This is a genomic window from Sphingomonas sp. ID0503 (genome assembly GCF_048565625.1).
Taxonomy (GTDB): Bacteria; Pseudomonadota; Alphaproteobacteria; order Sphingomonadales; family Sphingomonadaceae; genus JBLZUR01.
In genome coordinates this window covers 181963-198140 of record NZ_JBLZUR010000001.1, presented here as the reverse complement: position 1 = coordinate 198140, position 16178 = coordinate 181963, and the positions used below count along the sequence as shown (strand labels likewise).

General features: G+C 66.9%; 16 protein-coding genes. 8 read left to right on the top strand and 8 right to left on the bottom strand.

Going from position 1 to position 16178, the window contains the following annotated elements; translation table 11 throughout:
- Nucleotides 1-514 (top strand): recombinase family protein (locus tag ACM608_RS00995; RefSeq protein ID WP_419681041.1); only part of this gene is annotated, 514 nt, incomplete at its 5' end.
- 6 nt (nt 515-520) lie between these two features.
- Here the strand turns inward: ACM608_RS00995 and ACM608_RS00990 are convergent.
- The 8 genes from ACM608_RS00990 to ACM608_RS00955 all read right to left on the bottom strand — a co-directional run bounded on the left by ACM608_RS00990 (nt 521) and on the right by ACM608_RS00955 (nt 10529).
- Nucleotides 521-1945, bottom strand: coding sequence for a transposase (locus tag ACM608_RS00990; RefSeq protein WP_021224445.1), 1425 nt, complete (start codon nt 1943-1945; stop codon nt 521-523).
- 36 nt (nt 1946-1981) lie between these two features.
- A complete protein-coding gene (locus tag ACM608_RS00985; protein WP_419681039.1) occupies nt 1982-3229 on the bottom strand; it encodes a type II restriction endonuclease in 1248 nt (415 codons plus the stop codon).
- Between the two features lie 248 nt (nt 3230-3477).
- A complete protein-coding gene (locus ACM608_RS00980) occupies nt 3478-3867 on the bottom strand; it encodes a copper-binding protein (protein ID WP_007683329.1) in 390 nt (129 codons plus the stop codon).
- A gap of 11 nt (nt 3868-3878) precedes the next feature.
- Nucleotides 3879-7022, bottom strand: coding sequence for an efflux RND transporter permease subunit (locus ACM608_RS00975; RefSeq protein WP_419681037.1), 3144 nt, complete (start codon nt 7020-7022; stop codon nt 3879-3881).
- Nucleotides 7019-8509: an efflux RND transporter periplasmic adaptor subunit gene (locus ACM608_RS00970; RefSeq protein ID WP_021243085.1), complete on the bottom strand. Its 1491-nt coding sequence runs from the start codon at nt 8507-8509 to the stop codon at nt 7019-7021. The genes ACM608_RS00975 and ACM608_RS00970 overlap by 4 nt, the downstream gene beginning before the upstream one ends.
- Nucleotides 8506-9768 carry a TolC family protein gene (locus ACM608_RS00965; RefSeq protein WP_013039107.1) on the bottom strand — a complete coding sequence of 421 codons (1263 nt, stop codon included), beginning with the start codon at nt 9766-9768 and terminating at the stop codon, nt 8506-8508. The genes ACM608_RS00970 and ACM608_RS00965 overlap by 4 nt, the downstream gene beginning before the upstream one ends.
- A gap of 63 nt (nt 9769-9831) precedes the next feature.
- A complete protein-coding gene (locus tag ACM608_RS00960) occupies nt 9832-10089 on the bottom strand; it encodes a hypothetical protein (protein WP_007683334.1) in 258 nt (85 codons plus the stop codon).
- A gap of 77 nt (nt 10090-10166) precedes the next feature.
- Nucleotides 10167-10529, bottom strand: coding sequence for a hypothetical protein (locus ACM608_RS00955; protein WP_007406428.1), 363 nt, complete (start codon nt 10527-10529; stop codon nt 10167-10169).
- Nucleotides 10530-10772: 243 nt separating this feature from the next.
- On the opposite strand from ACM608_RS00955, the gene ACM608_RS00950 reads away from it, so the two are divergent.
- From ACM608_RS00950 to ACM608_RS00920, 7 genes are all read left to right on the top strand, one after another.
- Nucleotides 10773-11129 carry a hypothetical protein gene (locus ACM608_RS00950; protein WP_025549152.1) on the top strand — a complete coding sequence of 119 codons (357 nt, stop codon included), beginning with the start codon at nt 10773-10775 and terminating at the stop codon, nt 11127-11129.
- A gap of 143 nt (nt 11130-11272) precedes the next feature.
- Nucleotides 11273-11698: a heavy metal-responsive transcriptional regulator gene (locus ACM608_RS00945; protein ID WP_021243089.1), complete on the top strand. Its 426-nt coding sequence runs from the start codon at nt 11273-11275 to the stop codon at nt 11696-11698.
- Nucleotides 11699-12030: 332 nt separating this feature from the next.
- On the top strand, nt 12031-12348 hold the full coding sequence (locus ACM608_RS00940; protein WP_021243090.1) for a hypothetical protein: 318 nt from the start codon (nt 12031-12033) through the stop codon (nt 12346-12348).
- Nucleotides 12349-12367: 19 nt separating this feature from the next.
- A complete protein-coding gene (locus tag ACM608_RS00935; RefSeq protein WP_419681032.1) occupies nt 12368-14293 on the top strand; it encodes a 2Fe-2S iron-sulfur cluster-binding protein in 1926 nt (641 codons plus the stop codon).
- Nucleotides 14293-15021, top strand: coding sequence for a hypothetical protein (locus tag ACM608_RS00930; RefSeq protein ID WP_007406424.1), 729 nt, complete (start codon nt 14293-14295; stop codon nt 15019-15021). Before ACM608_RS00935 ends, ACM608_RS00930 begins: the two co-directional genes overlap by 1 nt.
- Nucleotides 15018-15740, top strand: coding sequence for a hypothetical protein (locus ACM608_RS00925; protein WP_004212662.1), 723 nt, complete (start codon nt 15018-15020; stop codon nt 15738-15740). Before ACM608_RS00930 ends, ACM608_RS00925 begins: the two co-directional genes overlap by 4 nt.
- On the top strand, nt 15727-16170 hold the full coding sequence (locus ACM608_RS00920) for a DUF1622 domain-containing protein (RefSeq protein ID WP_004212663.1): 444 nt from the start codon (nt 15727-15729) through the stop codon (nt 16168-16170). The genes ACM608_RS00925 and ACM608_RS00920 overlap by 14 nt, the downstream gene beginning before the upstream one ends.
- Nucleotides 16171-16178: the final 8 nt, after the last annotated feature.

Here is a 16178-nt window from a genome sequence, read left to right as displayed (position 1 = left end):
AACCGATGCGCTGACCAAGGCTGGCTGTGAAAAGCTGTTCACCGACAAGGTGAGCGGCGCGAAGCTGAACCGTCCCGGTCTGACCGAAGCTCTCAATTTCGTGCGGGCCGGTGACACGCTGGTGATATGGAAGCTCGATCGCCTTGGCCGATCGATCGGGGGCCTGATCGAACTGGCGGCGGACTTGTCCGCTCGGAAGATTGATTTCCGGTCCCTGACGGACGGGTTCGACACGGCAACCCCATCGGGCCGTCTGCTGTTCCATATCCTCGCTTCTGTCGCGGAGATGGAGCGCGAACTGATAAAGGAACGGACGATTGCCGGTTTGGCAGCGGCACGGGCCAAGGGCGGCACGGGCGGAGGCCGCAAGTCGGTCATGACGCCTGACATGCTCGATACCGCCCGCAAGCTGCTCAAGGCTGGCGACAAACCGGCGAAGGTCGCGAAGCTGCTCCAGGTCGGCCGTTCTACCTTCTATCGCCACTTCCCTGCGGCCGAGCGCGAACCCGGCTAACCGGCGTCAGAAGATCGTCGCGTAGTAGGATTGCTCGAACCGGCCACGGCTGATCCGGGCCATGCGCTCGATGCGTTCCGGCACCGGGGGCGGGCGACGGTTCCGGGCCGGTCTTGCGTCGGTGCGGGCTAACAGCACGAGATTGGCAATGGCCGCGCCCAACAGAAACTCTTCTTCGGCACCGCGCAGTCCGCGAAGGTGCAGGCGGGTCAGCCCTCGCTTGCCTTTGGCATCGGCGAACACCCGCTCGACACCCCGGCGCAGCCGCATCGACCGCTTGAATAGCGGCGTCTGCATCTCGCCGCGCACCATCTCACGCACGTCCTCATATTCGCTGTGCGTGACCGACCTGTTGCTGCCTGCGGTGCATTTCCGTTTGAGGTGACAGGCGCGGCAATCGGCAGGACTGGCGCTGTATCGGAGAAAGCCCGCCCGACGATCGGCACCGCGAAAGGGCAGTATCTTCCCAGCGGGGCAGACATAGCGGTCCTGCTCCCGCTCATAGCGGAAGGCTTCGCGGGGGAATTTGCCCTTGGTCTGTTCGGATCGTTCCAGCACCGGGATATGCGGGATGGTGCCGCGATCGGTGACGAACGCCAGGAACGCAGCGCTGCCATAGGCGGTGTCGGCCGCGACACGCTTTGGCCGATAGCCGAACCGATTGTCGGCCCGTGCCAGCATGGTCCGCCCCGCATCGACTTCCGCGGCGAAGCGGGCGGGACTGGCCTCCACGTCGATCGCCACCCCTCCCGGCGTGTCAATCAGGACATTGAAGGCATAGCCGAACCGGCCCCGCGCCGTGCGCGCCGACCATGCCGACGCCGGATCGGTGCGTGACACCTCGGCCGGTTTGCCACGCGGTACGCCATGTTCCTGCGGTGGAGCATTGGCCTGATCCGCCAGCCATTCACAAACCGGGCGGGGAAGCCGGGGCGCGGCCATGTCGGCGTCCCGCATCTTGCGCTGCCAGCTTGCATCGGCCGCGACGAACGATGCATCGATTGCGGCATCCTTGTGGGCGATCAGCCCCGCATCGGCGCAGCGCCGCACCGTCTGCTCGAACAGGATGCGGAAGATGCTAGCATCGCGGAAGCGGCCATGCCGGTTCTTGCTAAACGTCGAGTGGTGCGGCACCGGCGCGTTGAGCGGCAATCGGCAGAACCAGCGATAGGCGAGGTTGAAGCGGACTTCCTCACACAGACGGCGCTCCGACGTGATGCCATAGAGGCGAGCGATCAGCGCCATGCGGACCAGCAATTCAGGCGCGATCGAGGGACGCCCACGGCAACTGTAGTGCGGCGCGAGCGCATCGCGCAGTTCACCCAGGTCGATCAGCCCGTCTATCCTGTGCAGCATATGATCGGCGGGGATCATCGCTCCCAGCGCCCGCCAGCTTGCGCCCTTGCCGCCTCGCTGTTGCTCACCCATCATGGCCGCTGCTCCCGATGTGTCGAAGCAGGGAACCCGTTAGGAACGCGATCGGATCACCCGGCCTTTTTTCAACAGCCCCGGCAGATAGGCGAAGTCGAGATCGGCAATACGGCTGAAAGCCGGGCGACGGAGTTGCGCGCGAACGTCCTGCTCGCGCGCATTCGGTGCGACCAGGAATAGCCCGGCGGCAGCGTGCAGATCGCTCCCCGACAGCGCCAGATCGAGCATGCGCACGATCCCCGAGTAGATCGAGGTCGAATGTTCAACCTCGAACGCGGCGGCGACGCCGTCGCCACCCTTCGCCAGCCACAACACGTCGATGAGGCGGATCGAGTCCGCTCCGGGAGAGGTCGCAATGGCGTCTGGAAGGCGCTCGAGGCATCCCTGTCCAAGCGGGCAGCCAGCGTGAAGTCGACCGCGGTCATTGGCGGCGATCCACACATCGTAACCGAGGGCATGGCCGAGGTCGCGCAGCCAGGCCTGGATTTCGGCGTGCGTGCGATCGGTTTCGCCCTGCGCGGCGGCTGTCTTGTCGAGCCGGCTTGCCTCCGCTCTGGCATGTTCCAATCTGCCGAGCCAGTCGTCGGCCGCCGTTGCGTCATCCTCCAGCGGTGGCGCGGGATAGCGGCCCGAGCCAATGTCGAACAACAGTCCGCCGATCGCGCCGAGATCGTTGGAGAGCAACTCGCGGTAACGGTCGTTGAGGTCGAGGATGCCGGCGCGCATGGCGAGAAAATGATCCCATGACCCGAGCTTCACCTTGGCGCCGGTGACGGCATTGTAGCCCTTGACGATCGCGGTATTGAAGGGCGGCACCAGCGTCGGGTGAAGGAAATAGAGCAGGTTGGCCGCCGCCGGCCCCAGCCCCTTGATCTTGAGCGCGTCTATGCTGCGGATGTGGCTGATGATCTCCTCGGCGGTATCGCAGCACGAGCAATTGTCGAGCAGGCGACCGAACGCCCGCTGGTTGTCCGGGCTTTCGTAGATGTCTGGAATGCGCAGCTTGGGCTTCCACAGCCAGGCATGGTCGGCGCCCTTGAAGATCTGCCGCTGTTCGGCGATCGAGTGGACAACCGTTTCCAGTGACGAGCCGCGATAGGCGACGCCGAACCGCCCACTTTCGATTTCTGCGACCACCTGCTGCAGCCCGCGACGGATGGAGCGGAAGTTTTTCAGCCGTTCGTCCCACAGAAACCAGGAGCGATAGGTGGCGCCGGGATCGTCTCGCCAACGACGGACAAGCTCGCTCACGAGATCATGATGTGTCGCGGGTAACAAGGTCATACTGGCTGGGTCATCTAAACTGGGCTCCTTGCCGTTCAGGCTATCGCGAGCAAGGGCGGCTTGCACGTTCAATGTGCGATCCGCGAAGCGTGCTCAAATTGTCGGTGATCGCGCAGGGAAACGCCGCTGGCATTGGGCGTTGCCGGTCGCAACCGTCGACCGGGCGCACAGCCAGGCAGACGGCCGGCACGGGCGTCGCCGCCCGGGAGCGGCGCCGCAACCAGCTTTTTCCGGTCGAACTTAGCGGATCACTGCTTTGCGATCGCGGTGACCTCGCCATCGCTGCCCTTGAGCGAGAGGTCGAAATCGACCTTGTCGCCGACCTTGACCGCATCGGTGATCGACGGCGCGGCCTTGAACGCCATCGTCATCGCGGGCCACTTGGCCTCCGGGATCGGACCATGATCGAGCGTGATCGTGCCTGCCGCCTTGTCGATCGCGGTGACGGTGCCATGGCCCTTGGCCTTGATCGCGGCGTTCGCGTCAGGCGCCATCGACATGTTGCCCATGTCGCCGCTCATGGTCGCGGCGGGCGCCGCCTCGTTGGTCTCAGTCGCAACGGGGGCCTCCGCCTTCTTGCCGCACGCGGCAGTCAGGGCGGCGAGGCCGAGGGCAATGGTCAGTCGTGCATGGTTCATCGTCTTCTCCTTCATGATGAAACGGGTTGAGGGATGGGATCGGTCTTGGGCCGGCGCAACAGCAGGTAGGCGGCGGGCAGGACGAACATTGAGAGCAAGGGCGCGGTCAGCATGCCGCCGATCATCGGCGCGGCAATCCGGCTCATGACCTCCGAACCCGCGCCTGATCCCAGCAGGATCGGCAGCAGGCCGGCCAGGATCACCGCCACCGTCATCGCCTTGGGACGGACGCGCAGCAGCGCGCCTTCGCGCACGGCGGCCTCGACCTCGGCAGCGTCCGGATGTGCGCCGCGCTCGGCCAGCGCGTTCTTGAGATAGATCAGCATCACCACCCCGAACTCGGCGGAGACGCCGGCGAGCGCGATGAACCCGACCCCGGTGGCGATCGACTGGTTGAACCCCAGCAGATAAAGCGTCCAGATGCCGCCGGTCAGCGCAAACGGCAGCGTCCCCATGATCAGCGCCGCCTCGTCGAAGCGGCCGAAGATGAGGTAGAGCAGCACGAAGATGATCAGCAGCGTCGCGGGCACGACCAGCTTCAAGCGGTCGACCGCGCGCTCGAGATATTCGAACTGGCCAGAGTAAGCGATGCTGACCCCAGGCGAGAGCCTGACCTGTTTCGCCACCGCACGCTGCAGATCGCCGACCACCGAGGCAAGATCGCGCCCGCGCACATCGACGTAGACCCAGGTCGAAGGCCGGGCATTCTCGGTCTTGAGCATCGGCGGTCCCTCGGCGATCGAGACGTTTGCCACGGTGCCCAAGGTGATCTGCTGGCCCGCGGGCGTCAGGATCGGTAGCGCCCGCAGCCTTTCGAGGCTGTCGCGCAATTCGCGCGGATAGCGCACGCTGATCGGATAGCGGGCGAGGCCCTCGACCGTCTCGCCGATCGTCTCGCCGCCGATCGCGCCGGAGACGATGGCCTGGACGTCGGCGATGTTGAGCCCGAACCGCGCGGCGGCGGCGCGGTCTATGTCGACATCGACATAGCGTCCGCCGGTCAGCCGCTCGGCGAGCGCCGAGCTGACGCCGGGCACGCTCCTGGCCACGGTCTCGACATCATGCGCGATGCGGTCGAGCTCGGCGAGGTCACTGCCCGACACCTTGACCCCGATCGGGCTCTTGATGCCCGTCGCGAGCATGTCGATGCGGTTGCGGATCGGCGGCACCCAGATATTGGCGAGACCCGGAAGCTTCACCCGGCGATCGAGCTCGTCGACAAGGCGTTCGGGCGTCATGCCCGACCGCCACTGGTCGCGGGGCTTGAATTGGATCGTCGTCTCGAACATTTCGAGCGGCGCGGGATCGGTCGCGGTCTCGGCGCGGCCGGCCTTGCCGAACACGCTTTCGACTTCGGGCACGGTCTTGATCAGGCGGTCGGTCTGCTGGAGCAGCTCACTCGCCTTGGCGGCCGAGAGGCCCGGCAGCGCCGAGGGCATGTAGAGCAGGTCGCCCTCGTCGAGATTGGGCATGAACTCGCCGCCGAGCCGGCTGAGCGGCCAGGCCGTGGTGGCGAACACCAGAGCCGCGATCAGCAGCACTGCCTTGGGCCGCTTCATCGTCCAGTCGATCGCGGGCCGGTAGATATTGGTGAGCCAGCGATTGACCGGATTGGCCTGCTCGGCCGGAATGCGGCCCCGGATCAGCCAGCCCATCAGGATCGGCACCAGGGTCACCGACAGGATCGCGGCCGCGCCCATCGCATAGGTCTTGGTGAAGGCGAGCGGCGCGAACAGCCGGCCTTCCTGCGCCTCCAGGGTGAAGACCGGAATGAACGACAGCGTGATGATCAGCAGGCTGAAGAACAGCGCCGGCCCGACCTCGGCCGCCGCCTCGGTGACGACGATCCAGCGCATCTCGCCATCGAGATGTCTGTCCGGGTGATCCTGCTCCCAGCGTTCGATCCTCTTGTGGGCGTTCTCGATCATGACGACCGCCGCATCCACCATCGCGCCGATGGCGATGGCGATGCCGCCCAGCGACATGATGTTGGCGTTCACCCCCTGGAACCGCATTACGACGAACGCGGCCAGCACACCGAGCGGCAAGGTCAGGATCGCGACCAGCGCCGAGCGGACGTGCCAGAGGAACAGGGCGCAGACCAATGCGACGACGATGAACTCCTCGACCAGCTTGCGGGTGAGGTTCTCGACCGCGCGATCGATCAGCTGCGAGCGGTCATAGACCGTGACCACCTCGACGCCCGGCGGCAGGCTTTTCCTGAGATCGGCGAGCTTGTCCTTGACCGCCGCGATGGTCTCACGGGCGTTCTTGCCCGAGCGCAGGATCACGACCCCGCCTGCGACCTCGCCTTCACCGTTCAGCTCGGCGATGCCGCGCCGCATCTCGGGGCCGATCTGGATCGTGGCGACGTCGCCGAGGCGGATCGGCACGCCGCCGGCCGCCGTCTTCAGCGGGATCGCGCGGAAATCGTCGAGCGTCTTCAGATAGCCTGAGGCGCGCACCATATATTCGGCTTCGGCCAGCTCGAGCACCGACCCGCCCGCTTCTTGATTGGCCTGCCGGATCGCCTCGACCGCCTGGGCGTGGGTCACCCCGTAGGCCGCGAGCTTCACCGGATCGAGCAGTATCTGATACTGCTTGACCATGCCGCCGATGCTGGCGACCTCGGCGACGCCGGTCACGGTCTTGAGCTCATAGCGCAGGAACCAGTCCTGCAGACCGCGCAGCTGCGACAGGTCATGCCGGCCGGTGCGGTCGACCAGCGCATATTCATAGACCCAGCCAACCCCGGTCGCGTCGGGCCCGAGCGCGCTGCGCGCGCTCGCCGGCAGGCGCCCCTGCACCTGGTTCAGATATTCGAGCACGCGGCTGCGCGCCCAATAGAGATCGGTGCCGTCCTCGAAGATCACATAGACGAAGCTGTCGCCGAAGAAGGAATAGCCGCGCACCGTCTTGGCGCCTGGCACCGACAGCATGGTGGTGGTGAGCGGATAGGTGACCTGGTTTTCGACGATCTGCGGCGCCTGACCCGGGTAGCTGGTACGAATGACGACCTGCACGTCGGACAGATCGGGGAGGGCGTCGATCGGGGTGGATCGTACCGCCCAGAGGCCCGCGCCGACCAGCGCCAGCATGCCGATCAGAACGAAGAAGCGGTTCTTGACCGACCAGCGGATGAGATGGGCGATCATCGGCCCGCCACCTTCGCCATACGCCGCAGCGTCGGTCCCGCCGGGGGCCGGTCGAACCCGAACCGAACCCGGTCGCCCGCCTTGAAGCCGCGCGCGATGCCCGGATCGGCGAGCGCGAAGGTCATCGTCATCGCGGGCCAGTCGAGCGCGGGGACCGGTTCGTGGCTGAGCGTCACCGCATTGGCCGTGAGCCGCTCGATCTTGCCCGTCGTCTCGTACAGCGTGGCTTTCGACCTCGGCGCGGCGATGGTCGCCGATGCCGCACCGCCGCCGATCGGCCGCGCCTCGATTCCCGACAGGCTCGCCTCGGAGTCGATCAGGAACTGCCCCGAGGCGACGACTTTCTCGCCGGGCGACAGGCCGGCAAGGATCTCGGTTTCACCGCCCGCCTCGCGGCCGATGCGGACCTCGGCGGGATGATAGCGCCCGTCGCCTGCGGCGAGCATGACGAGCGTGCGCTTGCCCGTGCGGATCACCGCCTCGCTCGGCACCAGCAGCGCCGGCTTGGCATCGCCGCCAAGCACGACGCTGGCGAACATGCCCGGCCGTAACCGCCCGTCCCGGTTGGGCAGCTCGATCCGCACGGTGAGCGTGCGGCTGTCGGCCTGCGTCGTCGGCAGGATCGCGATCACCCGGCCGGCGAAGCGCTCGCCGGGGAAGCTCGCCAGCGTGGCGCTGGCATTCTGGCCGACCCGGACATCGCCCGCGCGCGCTTCGGGCACCGCGGCATTGAGCCAGACGGTGCCGAGCCCGCTTACCTGGGCGAGCGTCTGGCCCATGGCGAGCGTCACGCCGGCACGGGCGTCGAGCGTCTGGATCGTGCCCGAGATCGGCGTCGTGATGGTCACCACGCCGTTCGGCCGACCGCTCCGCTCGACGCTGGCGATGAGGCCGTCGGACATGCCCATCAGCCGCAGCCGCTGGCGCGCGGCCGCGGTGAGATCGGGCTTGCCGAGCCGCCTGACGCTCAGATATTCGGTCTGCGCGCCGCCCCATTCGGGCAGGAGCAGGTCCGCGATCGGCGCGCCGGCGCGGACCACGTCCCCGGGCGCTCGCGCATAGACGCGGCTCACGAACCCGCCCGAACGCGCCTGGATGACGGCGACGTCGCGCTGGTTGAAGTCGATCGTGCCGGTGACCTCGAGGGCCGAGGCAAGGCTGCCCATCTTCGCCGCGACGACCCGCAATCCCAGGCTCTGCCGCGCGGCGGGATCGACGGCGACCGTGGGGGCCGCGCCGGCGCTTCCTCCGTCCGCGTATCGCGGCACGAGCTGCATATCCATGAAGGGCGACTTGCCGGGCTTGTCGAACTTCTGGTTGGGGAACATCGGATCGTACCAGTAAAGGACTTTGCCTGCCCCGGCGGGCGTGGTCGCCTCCGATTGCGGTGCCTGGCGATGGCCAGCCCAATAGCCTGTGCCGCCGGCCAGCAGCGCGACAGCCAGGATCGATGCGCCCCAGCGCAGCGCGGATTTATCGAGCGTCATGGCCGCTCCTCCCCATAGGTGATAGTGATGCGGACCGCGTCGCGCGCGACGTCGGCTTCGCGGTTGAGCGCCTCGACCTCGGCCTCCGCGAGCCCGAGCGTCGTGAGCAGCGCGGCGCCAAGGTCGAGCTTGCCGGCGCCATAGCTGTCGCGGTCGAGCTCGGCGCGGTGCCTGGCGAGTGGCACCAGCGTCTCGCGGGCATTGCGCAACCGGGAGAGATGCATGGCATGGTCTGCGAGATCGGCGTCGAGCTGCGCCACCAGCTCGCGGCGGATCGCCTCGCGGTCGAACCGACCCCCTTGCGCAAGGCTCTCGCTTGCAGCGATCCTGGGGTTCTGGCGCTTGCCGGCGAACAGCGGCAGGTCGATCGACACGCCGACCGAGGCCATGTCGCCGTACATGGGATCGCGCCGGCCATAGGTGACGCCGACCTTCCAGTCGGGGCGCTTGTCGGCGCGCGCGAGACGCACGTCCGCTTCGGCGACTGCGATCCGCGCGTCCTGCGCGCGCAGGGCGGGAAGCGCATCGATCCCGGCCCGCAGCCGGATCGGATCGACATCGAGCATCGGCGGGTCGCCCGTCGCCTGCGGGTCGGGGTCGCCGGTATAGCGCGCGAGCCGGGCCCGCGCCTGCGCCACCACCGCAGCCATCTCGGCGCGGCGATCGGCGATGGCGGCGCGGAGCTGGTCGGGCTCGAGCGCCTGGCTCGGGCGCGCGCTGCCCGACGCCAGGCGTGCGGTCACGGTCTTCTGCAGGTCGTCGAGGCTGGCATCGAGCAGGTCGAGCTGCCGGAGCCGGCGTTCTCCATAATAGAGATCGACCCAGGCGAGGGCGGTCTCGAGCCGCACGTTGCGGCCTTCGACCAGCTCGCCCGCCTCGGCGATACCGATATCGGCCGCGGCGCGCGCGGCGCGTGCATGGCGCTTGGCGAGATTGGGGAAGGTCTGGCTGAACCCGATCGTCGCCATGGTGAAATCGTCGCGCGTGAAGCTGCCGGCATTGGGGCCGCTCACCGGGAAGTTCTGCAGGCCCAGGTCGAGCGTCGGATCGGGCAGGCGATCGGCCGCGACCGCCGAAGAGCGGGCGCCGGCTGTCGCCGCCGCGCGCGCCTTGAGGCTTGGCGCGTTGGCGGCAGCGAGCCTCACTGCCTGCTCGTAGGTGAGCGGGCCGGCCGACACCGGCACGGCCCAGGCGCTCGCAAGCGTCGCACCGATAGAGAGCAACAGGCGTCGCACAGCGCGCCTCGGCATCATGATCATGGATATCATCCCCTCATGACAGAGGCGGCGCGCCAAGATGTGACGCGCCGCTCCGGAGCGGGTTTAGCCCTTGTCCGACCTGACTGCGCCGCGCATGCAGTCGGCGGCGCTTGCCTGCATCATCGCGCAATCGCAGCTGGCCATGTCCCGGCTGTCGGGCACCCATATGCGGACACGCGCAGGGCCAGTCGCCCGCGGACCATATTGCGGCGCCGACCGCCATTCCCAATGGCCTTGCGGCGTGCGGCTCGCGTCGGTTGCAAGCGCAGGCGCGGCGAGACTGAGGGCCGCCACAAGGGCGGCCGGAAGCAGTTTGATCATCACGAAAACCTTTGACTGAAAAGAAGGAAACCGGGCGCGCACGCATCGATCGATGCGCGCAGCCCGTGCTCGTTCAATCAGGCAAGGCTGGTGGGAGGATCCGGCTCGGGCGCAACCGCCTTGCCGGTCAATATCGTGTCGGTCGTCCAGAAGCTGGGCGCGTCGTAGAGACGCGCAGGCGCAACGCCGCCTGCCAGGTCCGCTGCGACCAGCGGGATCACGCACCCCATCGCGGCGATGCAATCGAGCGTCAGGCCCTTGCAGGGCTTTTCGCTGGGCGCAGGCTGCTGCTTGGCCATCATCGCCATGCAGTCCGCATCCATGCCCTTGGCCAGCGGCGCGCCTGCCGCCTGCGGCACGCTGTGCGCGGCCGCCATCTGGGCTCCGAAGAGACCGGACAGCGCTCCGATGACGAGCAGGAGGGCGAGCAGGCGTTTCACGGGCCTCGATATCTAGCGGGTTTCGCGGGCGCAGCCAACCAAAGTCTCGCGCCGCGCGGATTTTGAAGTGCTGACGGCTGATTCCGTCAACTCCGCGTCAATAAAGATCCGGCCCGGGGAAGAAGATCGGCTGCGGCCTCTACGTATATCGAGGCTGGACCCGGGACCGTAGTCCCAAGCCTGAAGAGACGCTCTTCCCCTCGGCAAAGTCCGGGCGGTGGCTTACCATCCAAGGAGGTGAATATGGTCAGAAAAACTCTCATGGTCGCGCTTGCCGGCATTTCGATGCTTGCTGCCGTCCCCGCTATGGCCCAGGGCATCGGGCACAGCCTGTTCATGCGCGGCTCGATCGTCGACACGGGCAGCAACGGCACGGTCGTCTGCATCGGCAAGGCCGATGGCGCCGAGGTCGGCCAGAAGCTCGAGGTCTATCGCGTCGTGACCCATCCGGGTCCGTCCAAGGGCGTGGCGCCGACCTATCACCGCCAGCTCGTCGGCCATGTGACAATCGACCATATCTTTGACGATCACTTCGCGCACGTGTCCGTCGCCGACGGCACGCCTGCCAAGCACGACATCGTCGAGCTTCGCAAGAACTGACAAGCCGGTGGCCCGGCGGCACGGGCTGCCCTGATGCGACGCGTCGGGGCAGCGGGCCGCCGGCGACGAGGAGACCGTTCGGGGTCAAAGCGAAACCGCTTGACCCTGGACCATGGTCCAACCGGCATGATCGAGCGGATGACATGGGCAATTTCAAGATCGGCGAACTGGCCGCGGCCGCAGGCGTGGGCCGCGATACGATCCGCTATTATGAGCGGATGGGCCTGCTGCGCGAGCCCGCGCGCACGGCAGCGGGCTACAGGCTCTACGACGCGACGGACCTCGAGCGCGTCAACTTCATCCGCTCGGCGCAGGAGCTTGGCTTCACCCTCGATCAGGCCCGGCAGCTGCTGGCGCTCAGGGCATCGGACACCGCGCATGCGCAGGCCGTGCTCGATATCACGCTCGCCAAGATCACGGACGCCGAAGTCCGGCTCAAGCGCCTGTCCGATATTCGCGACATGCTTCGATTGCTTGCCGATGAGTGCCCGGGCGAAGTTCCTGTTTCCGATTGCCCTATTCTCACGTTCCTCACGGAAAGGCGGAGATCTGATCACCGAAAGATATAAGAGCAAGCCTCGCAGGAAGAACAAACACCATTATTAAAAGGGGATTTATCATGACACGAATGCATATAGTGGCTGGGATTGTTCCAGCATTGCTTCTGGGCGCCTGTGCGACGACGCCGCCTACCTCCGCACAGGTCGAAAGCTGTAGGGCCATGGAGGGCGATATGGGTCTCCAGACACGTCATGACCATGGCGAGATGAAACAGCAGGGTCGTAATCCCATGAACCTGTCGCACGATCAGTGCCGCAAGATTCTTCGCCAAGCACAATGATTCCTGCTCCGGGTGGCTCGGGCCCACCCGGAGATTCCTCCAGTACGAAAGGAAGAAGCAATGGTCGGAAATCGAAAAGTCATACTGTCGCTAATCAGCGTTAGCCTGCTCTCGATGGCGGCGCTTTCGGGCTGTGAGCGCAAGACCGATCAGACGGTGCCGGCTGCGGCCAACAGCGCCGCACCCGCGGCTGGCGCTGATAGCGTAAATCCCGCCGGCATGGATCATTCGGACGCCATGGCCAATGAACAGGAGATGGAGCGGCATCACCAGCAGGCCATGGACCATGATGCGATGCGCCAGGGAGGCATGAACAGCAGCGCTCCGAAGACCGAGCCTGCGCCTGCGGATTCGGCGATGCCGATGAAGGACATGTAAGGGCGCGAAGGGGGTCGACATGTGCGTTTGGACCAGCCTTCGCCTTTCGGGTCTGGGGTTGTTGCTCGCTTTCAGCCTTCCCTCTGCGAGCGTGCACGCTCAGGAGGGCGAAGACCATTCGGCACATCATGGGGATACTTCGGGCGGTGCGGGGATGGCCGATGGCGCAATGTCCGCAAAGCCCGAGGTCGGCACCTCCGATATGGCCTCGATGATGAACTCTATGATGGAGCGCATGATCAACGGCGAAGGCGAGAATGAACATGGGCACGATTCCCGCCGCACCGCATTTTTTTCGCAGTTGCTCGCCTTTCCCGCGCTCGACGAAGCGGCCCGGCAGCGGGTCGCTGCGCAGGCCGGGGAACGGGTAAGCACGGGCCTGTCGATGGTCAACGCCGCCTCGGCCGACGGCGCGCGTGCGACAACGGTCTCGGCCCGGCTCGATGCGGCGCGCCGGATGCGCGAAGGGACCGACCTGTTCCGCTCCGGTACCGCCGCGCAGGGCGCGATCGGAGGCTTGCAGCCGCCCCGGGAGGTCGGGCTTGCCTGGCTGCGCGATCAGCTCGACATCGACCAGGCCGCGCCCGGCCATGCCGATCACTGGTTCGGCATCTCGCCCTCGCACCTCCTTCTCATGCTGTTCCTGGGGCTGGTGAGCGCCACGCTTATCGCGCTGCAGATCTTCCGCCTGCGGCGGATCGGGGCGATCGCCGGCGGTGTCGCCACCGCCAAGGTTCCAGCAAAGCCGGAGCCGAAGGCTGCCCCTCCCGCTACCAGGGCTGCGCCCGCGCCTGCACCCGTTGCCGACAGCGCCGGGCTCGCGCCGAGCAATGCGGCCGCACCCGCTGGGGCGTCGCTGCGCAAGCCCAAAAGCTGGGCGGGGCAGCTGCGCGTGGTCCAGATCGTGCGAGAGACGCCGAGCGTGCTGACCTTCCGGCTCGCGGACCCGACCGCCGACCGGCTGCCGTTCGACTTCCTGCCGGGCCAGTTCCTGCAGGTCGAGGTAGAGCCCGAAGCGGGCAAGACCGCGCGCCGTTCCTACACGATCGCCTCTTCGCCGACCCAGCGGGCCTATGTCGAACTGACGGTCAAGCGCGAGGAGCAGGGCGTGGTCTCGCGATACCTGCACGACAAGGTCGTCGCCGACGATCTGCTGAAGGTCAGCGGACCGTTCGGCGCCTTCACCTTCACGGGAACGGATGCCCAGAGCATCGTGCTGATCGCGGGCGGGGTCGGCATCACCCCGATGATGTCGGTGCTGCGCTATCTCACCGACACCGCGTGGAAGGGTGATATCTTCTTCTTCTACGGCGCACGGTCGACCGAGGAATTCGTGTTCCGCGACGAGCTCGAGCGGCTCGAACGCCGTTTTCCCAACCTCCATGTCGTCGCCGCGATGCAGCGCGCGCCCGGCACCGTCTGGATGGGCCCCGAAGGGCCGATCACGCGCGAGATGATCCTGGCCGCGGTGCCGGAGATCGCGAGCCGGCGCATCCATATGTGCGGCCCGCCGGCGATGATGGGCGCGATGCGCGGCGTGCTGGCGGAACTCGGCGTCCCCGAAGCGCAGCTGCACACCGAGGCGTTCGGTCCGGCCTCGCTGCCGGCCGACCACGAGGATCTCGAGGTCAAGCCCGCGCCCCCGCCAGCGGATAAGCCGGCCCCGAGCGCCGAGGTGGCGCCGAGCACGGTGACCTTCTCCGTGTCGGGGGTGTCGGCGGCCTTGCCCGCGGACGAGACCGTGCTGGAGGCGGCCGAGGGCGCGGGCGTCGAGATCCCCTATGCATGCCGTGCGGGCACATGCGGCGCCTGCGTGGTCAAGCTGCTGCAGGGCGAAGTGACGATGGAGGTCGAATCCGGCCTTGCGCCCGCCGACAAGGCGCAAGGCTATGTGCTCGCGTGCCAGGCGAAGGGGACGGGCACGCCGCTCGTGGTCGAAGCCTGATGCGCGAACGCAGCGACATTGCCGTGGGCCTGCTGGTCGCGTTCCTGCTGCTGTTCCCGTTCGGCTATCTCGTGCATGTGTCGCCCCGCTTTCCGGGTAGCCTGGCCGGCGGGATCATCGGGATCGCAGCGCTCGTGCTGATGCTGCTGACGCTTCCTTATGTCGCGGCCAAGCACATCGCCTGGGTCGACAAGGCGCTCTCCCGGGTCGTCAGCAAGCCAACCCTGCTCGCCATCCACATCTATGCCGGCGTGCTGGCGCCGATCCTGGGTCTGGTCCACGCCGCGCACAAGCTCGAAAGCCCGGTCGGCCTGCTTCTGACCGTCCTCCTGCTGATGACGGTCATCACCGGCTTCATCGGCCGCTACCTGCTTGCCCAGCTTGGTCGGGCGCTGCGCGGACGCAGGTCAGAACTGGCCTCGCTTCGCGCCGCCTTCCTCGAGGAGCCGGCGGCGCCGACGCAGGCCGATACCGCAGCCCCGCCGCTGTCGGGCTGGAAGCGCTATCTGTTCGTCGCCGGGGATGCGTCCGCGGGCCAGCGCCCCCAGGACAAGGCGGGGATCGCCGCAGCGCTGGCCGATACCGAATTCGCGATCCGTGCCGAAGAGGCAACCAACACCCTGTTCGCGCGGTGGCGGTTCCTGCACATCCTGCTGGGCTGTCTCATCTTCGCGCTGCTCGCGCTCCACGTCGGCGCGGCGATCTATTACGGGCTGCGCTGGCTATGAGCTGGCAGCGTCTTTCCTATGCCGTCTTCATCGCAGCCCTGCTGGTGATGGTCGCCGCGGTCGCGATCCGGATGCGATCGGACGCGCCGAGGGATGCCGGCCTGGTGGCGCAGCTCGTAGCGCCCGGCCCGCTCTCGAGCGCCCACCAGTCCTTCGCCGGCCAATGCACGGCCTGCCACACGCCGGGCAAGGGCGTCGAAACCCGGACCTGTCTCACCTGCCATGCGGGCACGGATTTCGGGACGAAGCAGTCGACGCAGTTCCACGCGAAAGCGACGCAGTGCACCTCCTGCCACGTCGAACATGAGGGAGAGCGCGGCATCATCCGCATGGATCACGCCGCCTTGCTCGACATGGCAAAGTGGCGGCAGCCTTTGGCGGGCATGTCGACAAACACTCGAAGCCTGACCCCCGAGACCGCGCTCAATTGCGCGAGCTGCCATGCGTTCCGCGATCCGCACCAGGGCCTGTTCGGCACCGACTGCGCGAGCTGTCACAAGACCGACAGCTGGAAGATCGCCAATTACCGCCATCCATCGGTCAATTCGACGCAGTGCGCCGAGTGCCACAAGGCGCCGCCCAGTCACTTCATGGAGCATTTCAGCATGGTCTCGCAGCGCGCAGCCGGGTCGAAGGCGCGCGTCGACCAATGCTATGCCTGTCACGCTACCGACAGCTTCAACAATATCCGCAAGCGAGGCTGGTATGATCACCATTGAGGCCGACTGGCTGAGCGCCTTCTTCCGGCTCGCGGTGATCGGCCTGGAACTGGCGGGCACGCTGACCATCCTGGTCGGCGCGGGGCTCGCAACCTTTCTGTTTGCGCGGCGGGCGAGGGCGGGCGACCGAACCGAGGCCTATAGCGCGTTCCGATCGGCGCTCGGCCGCAGCATCCTGCTCGGCCTGGAATTTCTGGTCGCCGGCGACATCGTCAAGTCGCTGGTGATCAACCCGACGCTCGACGATCTCATCGTGCTGGCCGGGCTTGTGCTGGTGCGGACCTTCCTGAGCATCTCGCTCGGGGTCGAGATCAACGGCCACTGGCCCTGGGAGGAAACCCGGATGGCGCGGGAGAAGGCGCGTGCGGCGTCGGATGGGTCGCCGGCTACGGCTGAGGCCGCCGGATGCGGCACAGCGCTCAAGCGATAGCAGATGGA

Bases quoted from the DNA above. Each gene is read 5' to 3' on its own strand.
- ACM608_RS00990 (WP_021224445.1), bottom strand. From the start codon at position 1,945: ATGATGGGTGAGCAACAGCGAGGCGGCAAGGGCGCAAGCTGGCGGGCG.
- ACM608_RS00985 (WP_419681039.1), bottom strand. From the start codon at position 3,229: ATGACCTTGTTACCCGCGACACATCATGATCTCGTGAGCGAGCTTGTC.
- ACM608_RS00980 (WP_007683329.1), bottom strand. From the start codon at position 3,867: ATGAACCATGCACGACTGACCATTGCCCTCGGCCTCGCCGCCCTGACT.
- ACM608_RS00975 (WP_419681037.1), bottom strand. From the start codon at position 7,022: ATGATCGCCCATCTCATCCGCTGGTCGGTCAAGAACCGCTTCTTCGTT.
- ACM608_RS00970 (WP_021243085.1), bottom strand. From the start codon at position 8,509: ATGACGCTCGATAAATCCGCGCTGCGCTGGGGCGCATCGATCCTGGCT.
- ACM608_RS00965 (WP_013039107.1), bottom strand. From the start codon at position 9,768: ATGATCATGATGCCGAGGCGCGCTGTGCGACGCCTGTTGCTCTCTATC.
- ACM608_RS00960 (WP_007683334.1), bottom strand. From the start codon at position 10,089: ATGATCAAACTGCTTCCGGCCGCCCTTGTGGCGGCCCTCAGTCTCGCC.
- ACM608_RS00950 (WP_025549152.1), top strand. From the start codon at position 10,773: ATGGTCAGAAAAACTCTCATGGTCGCGCTTGCCGGCATTTCGATGCTT.
- ACM608_RS00945 (WP_021243089.1), top strand. From the start codon at position 11,273: ATGGGCAATTTCAAGATCGGCGAACTGGCCGCGGCCGCAGGCGTGGGC.
- ACM608_RS00940 (WP_021243090.1), top strand. From the start codon at position 12,031: ATGGTCGGAAATCGAAAAGTCATACTGTCGCTAATCAGCGTTAGCCTG.
- ACM608_RS00935 (WP_419681032.1), top strand. From the start codon at position 12,368: ATGTGCGTTTGGACCAGCCTTCGCCTTTCGGGTCTGGGGTTGTTGCTC.
- ACM608_RS00930 (WP_007406424.1), top strand. From the start codon at position 14,293: ATGCGCGAACGCAGCGACATTGCCGTGGGCCTGCTGGTCGCGTTCCTG.
- ACM608_RS00925 (WP_004212662.1), top strand. From the start codon at position 15,018: ATGAGCTGGCAGCGTCTTTCCTATGCCGTCTTCATCGCAGCCCTGCTG.
- ACM608_RS00920 (WP_004212663.1), top strand. From the start codon at position 15,727: ATGATCACCATTGAGGCCGACTGGCTGAGCGCCTTCTTCCGGCTCGCG.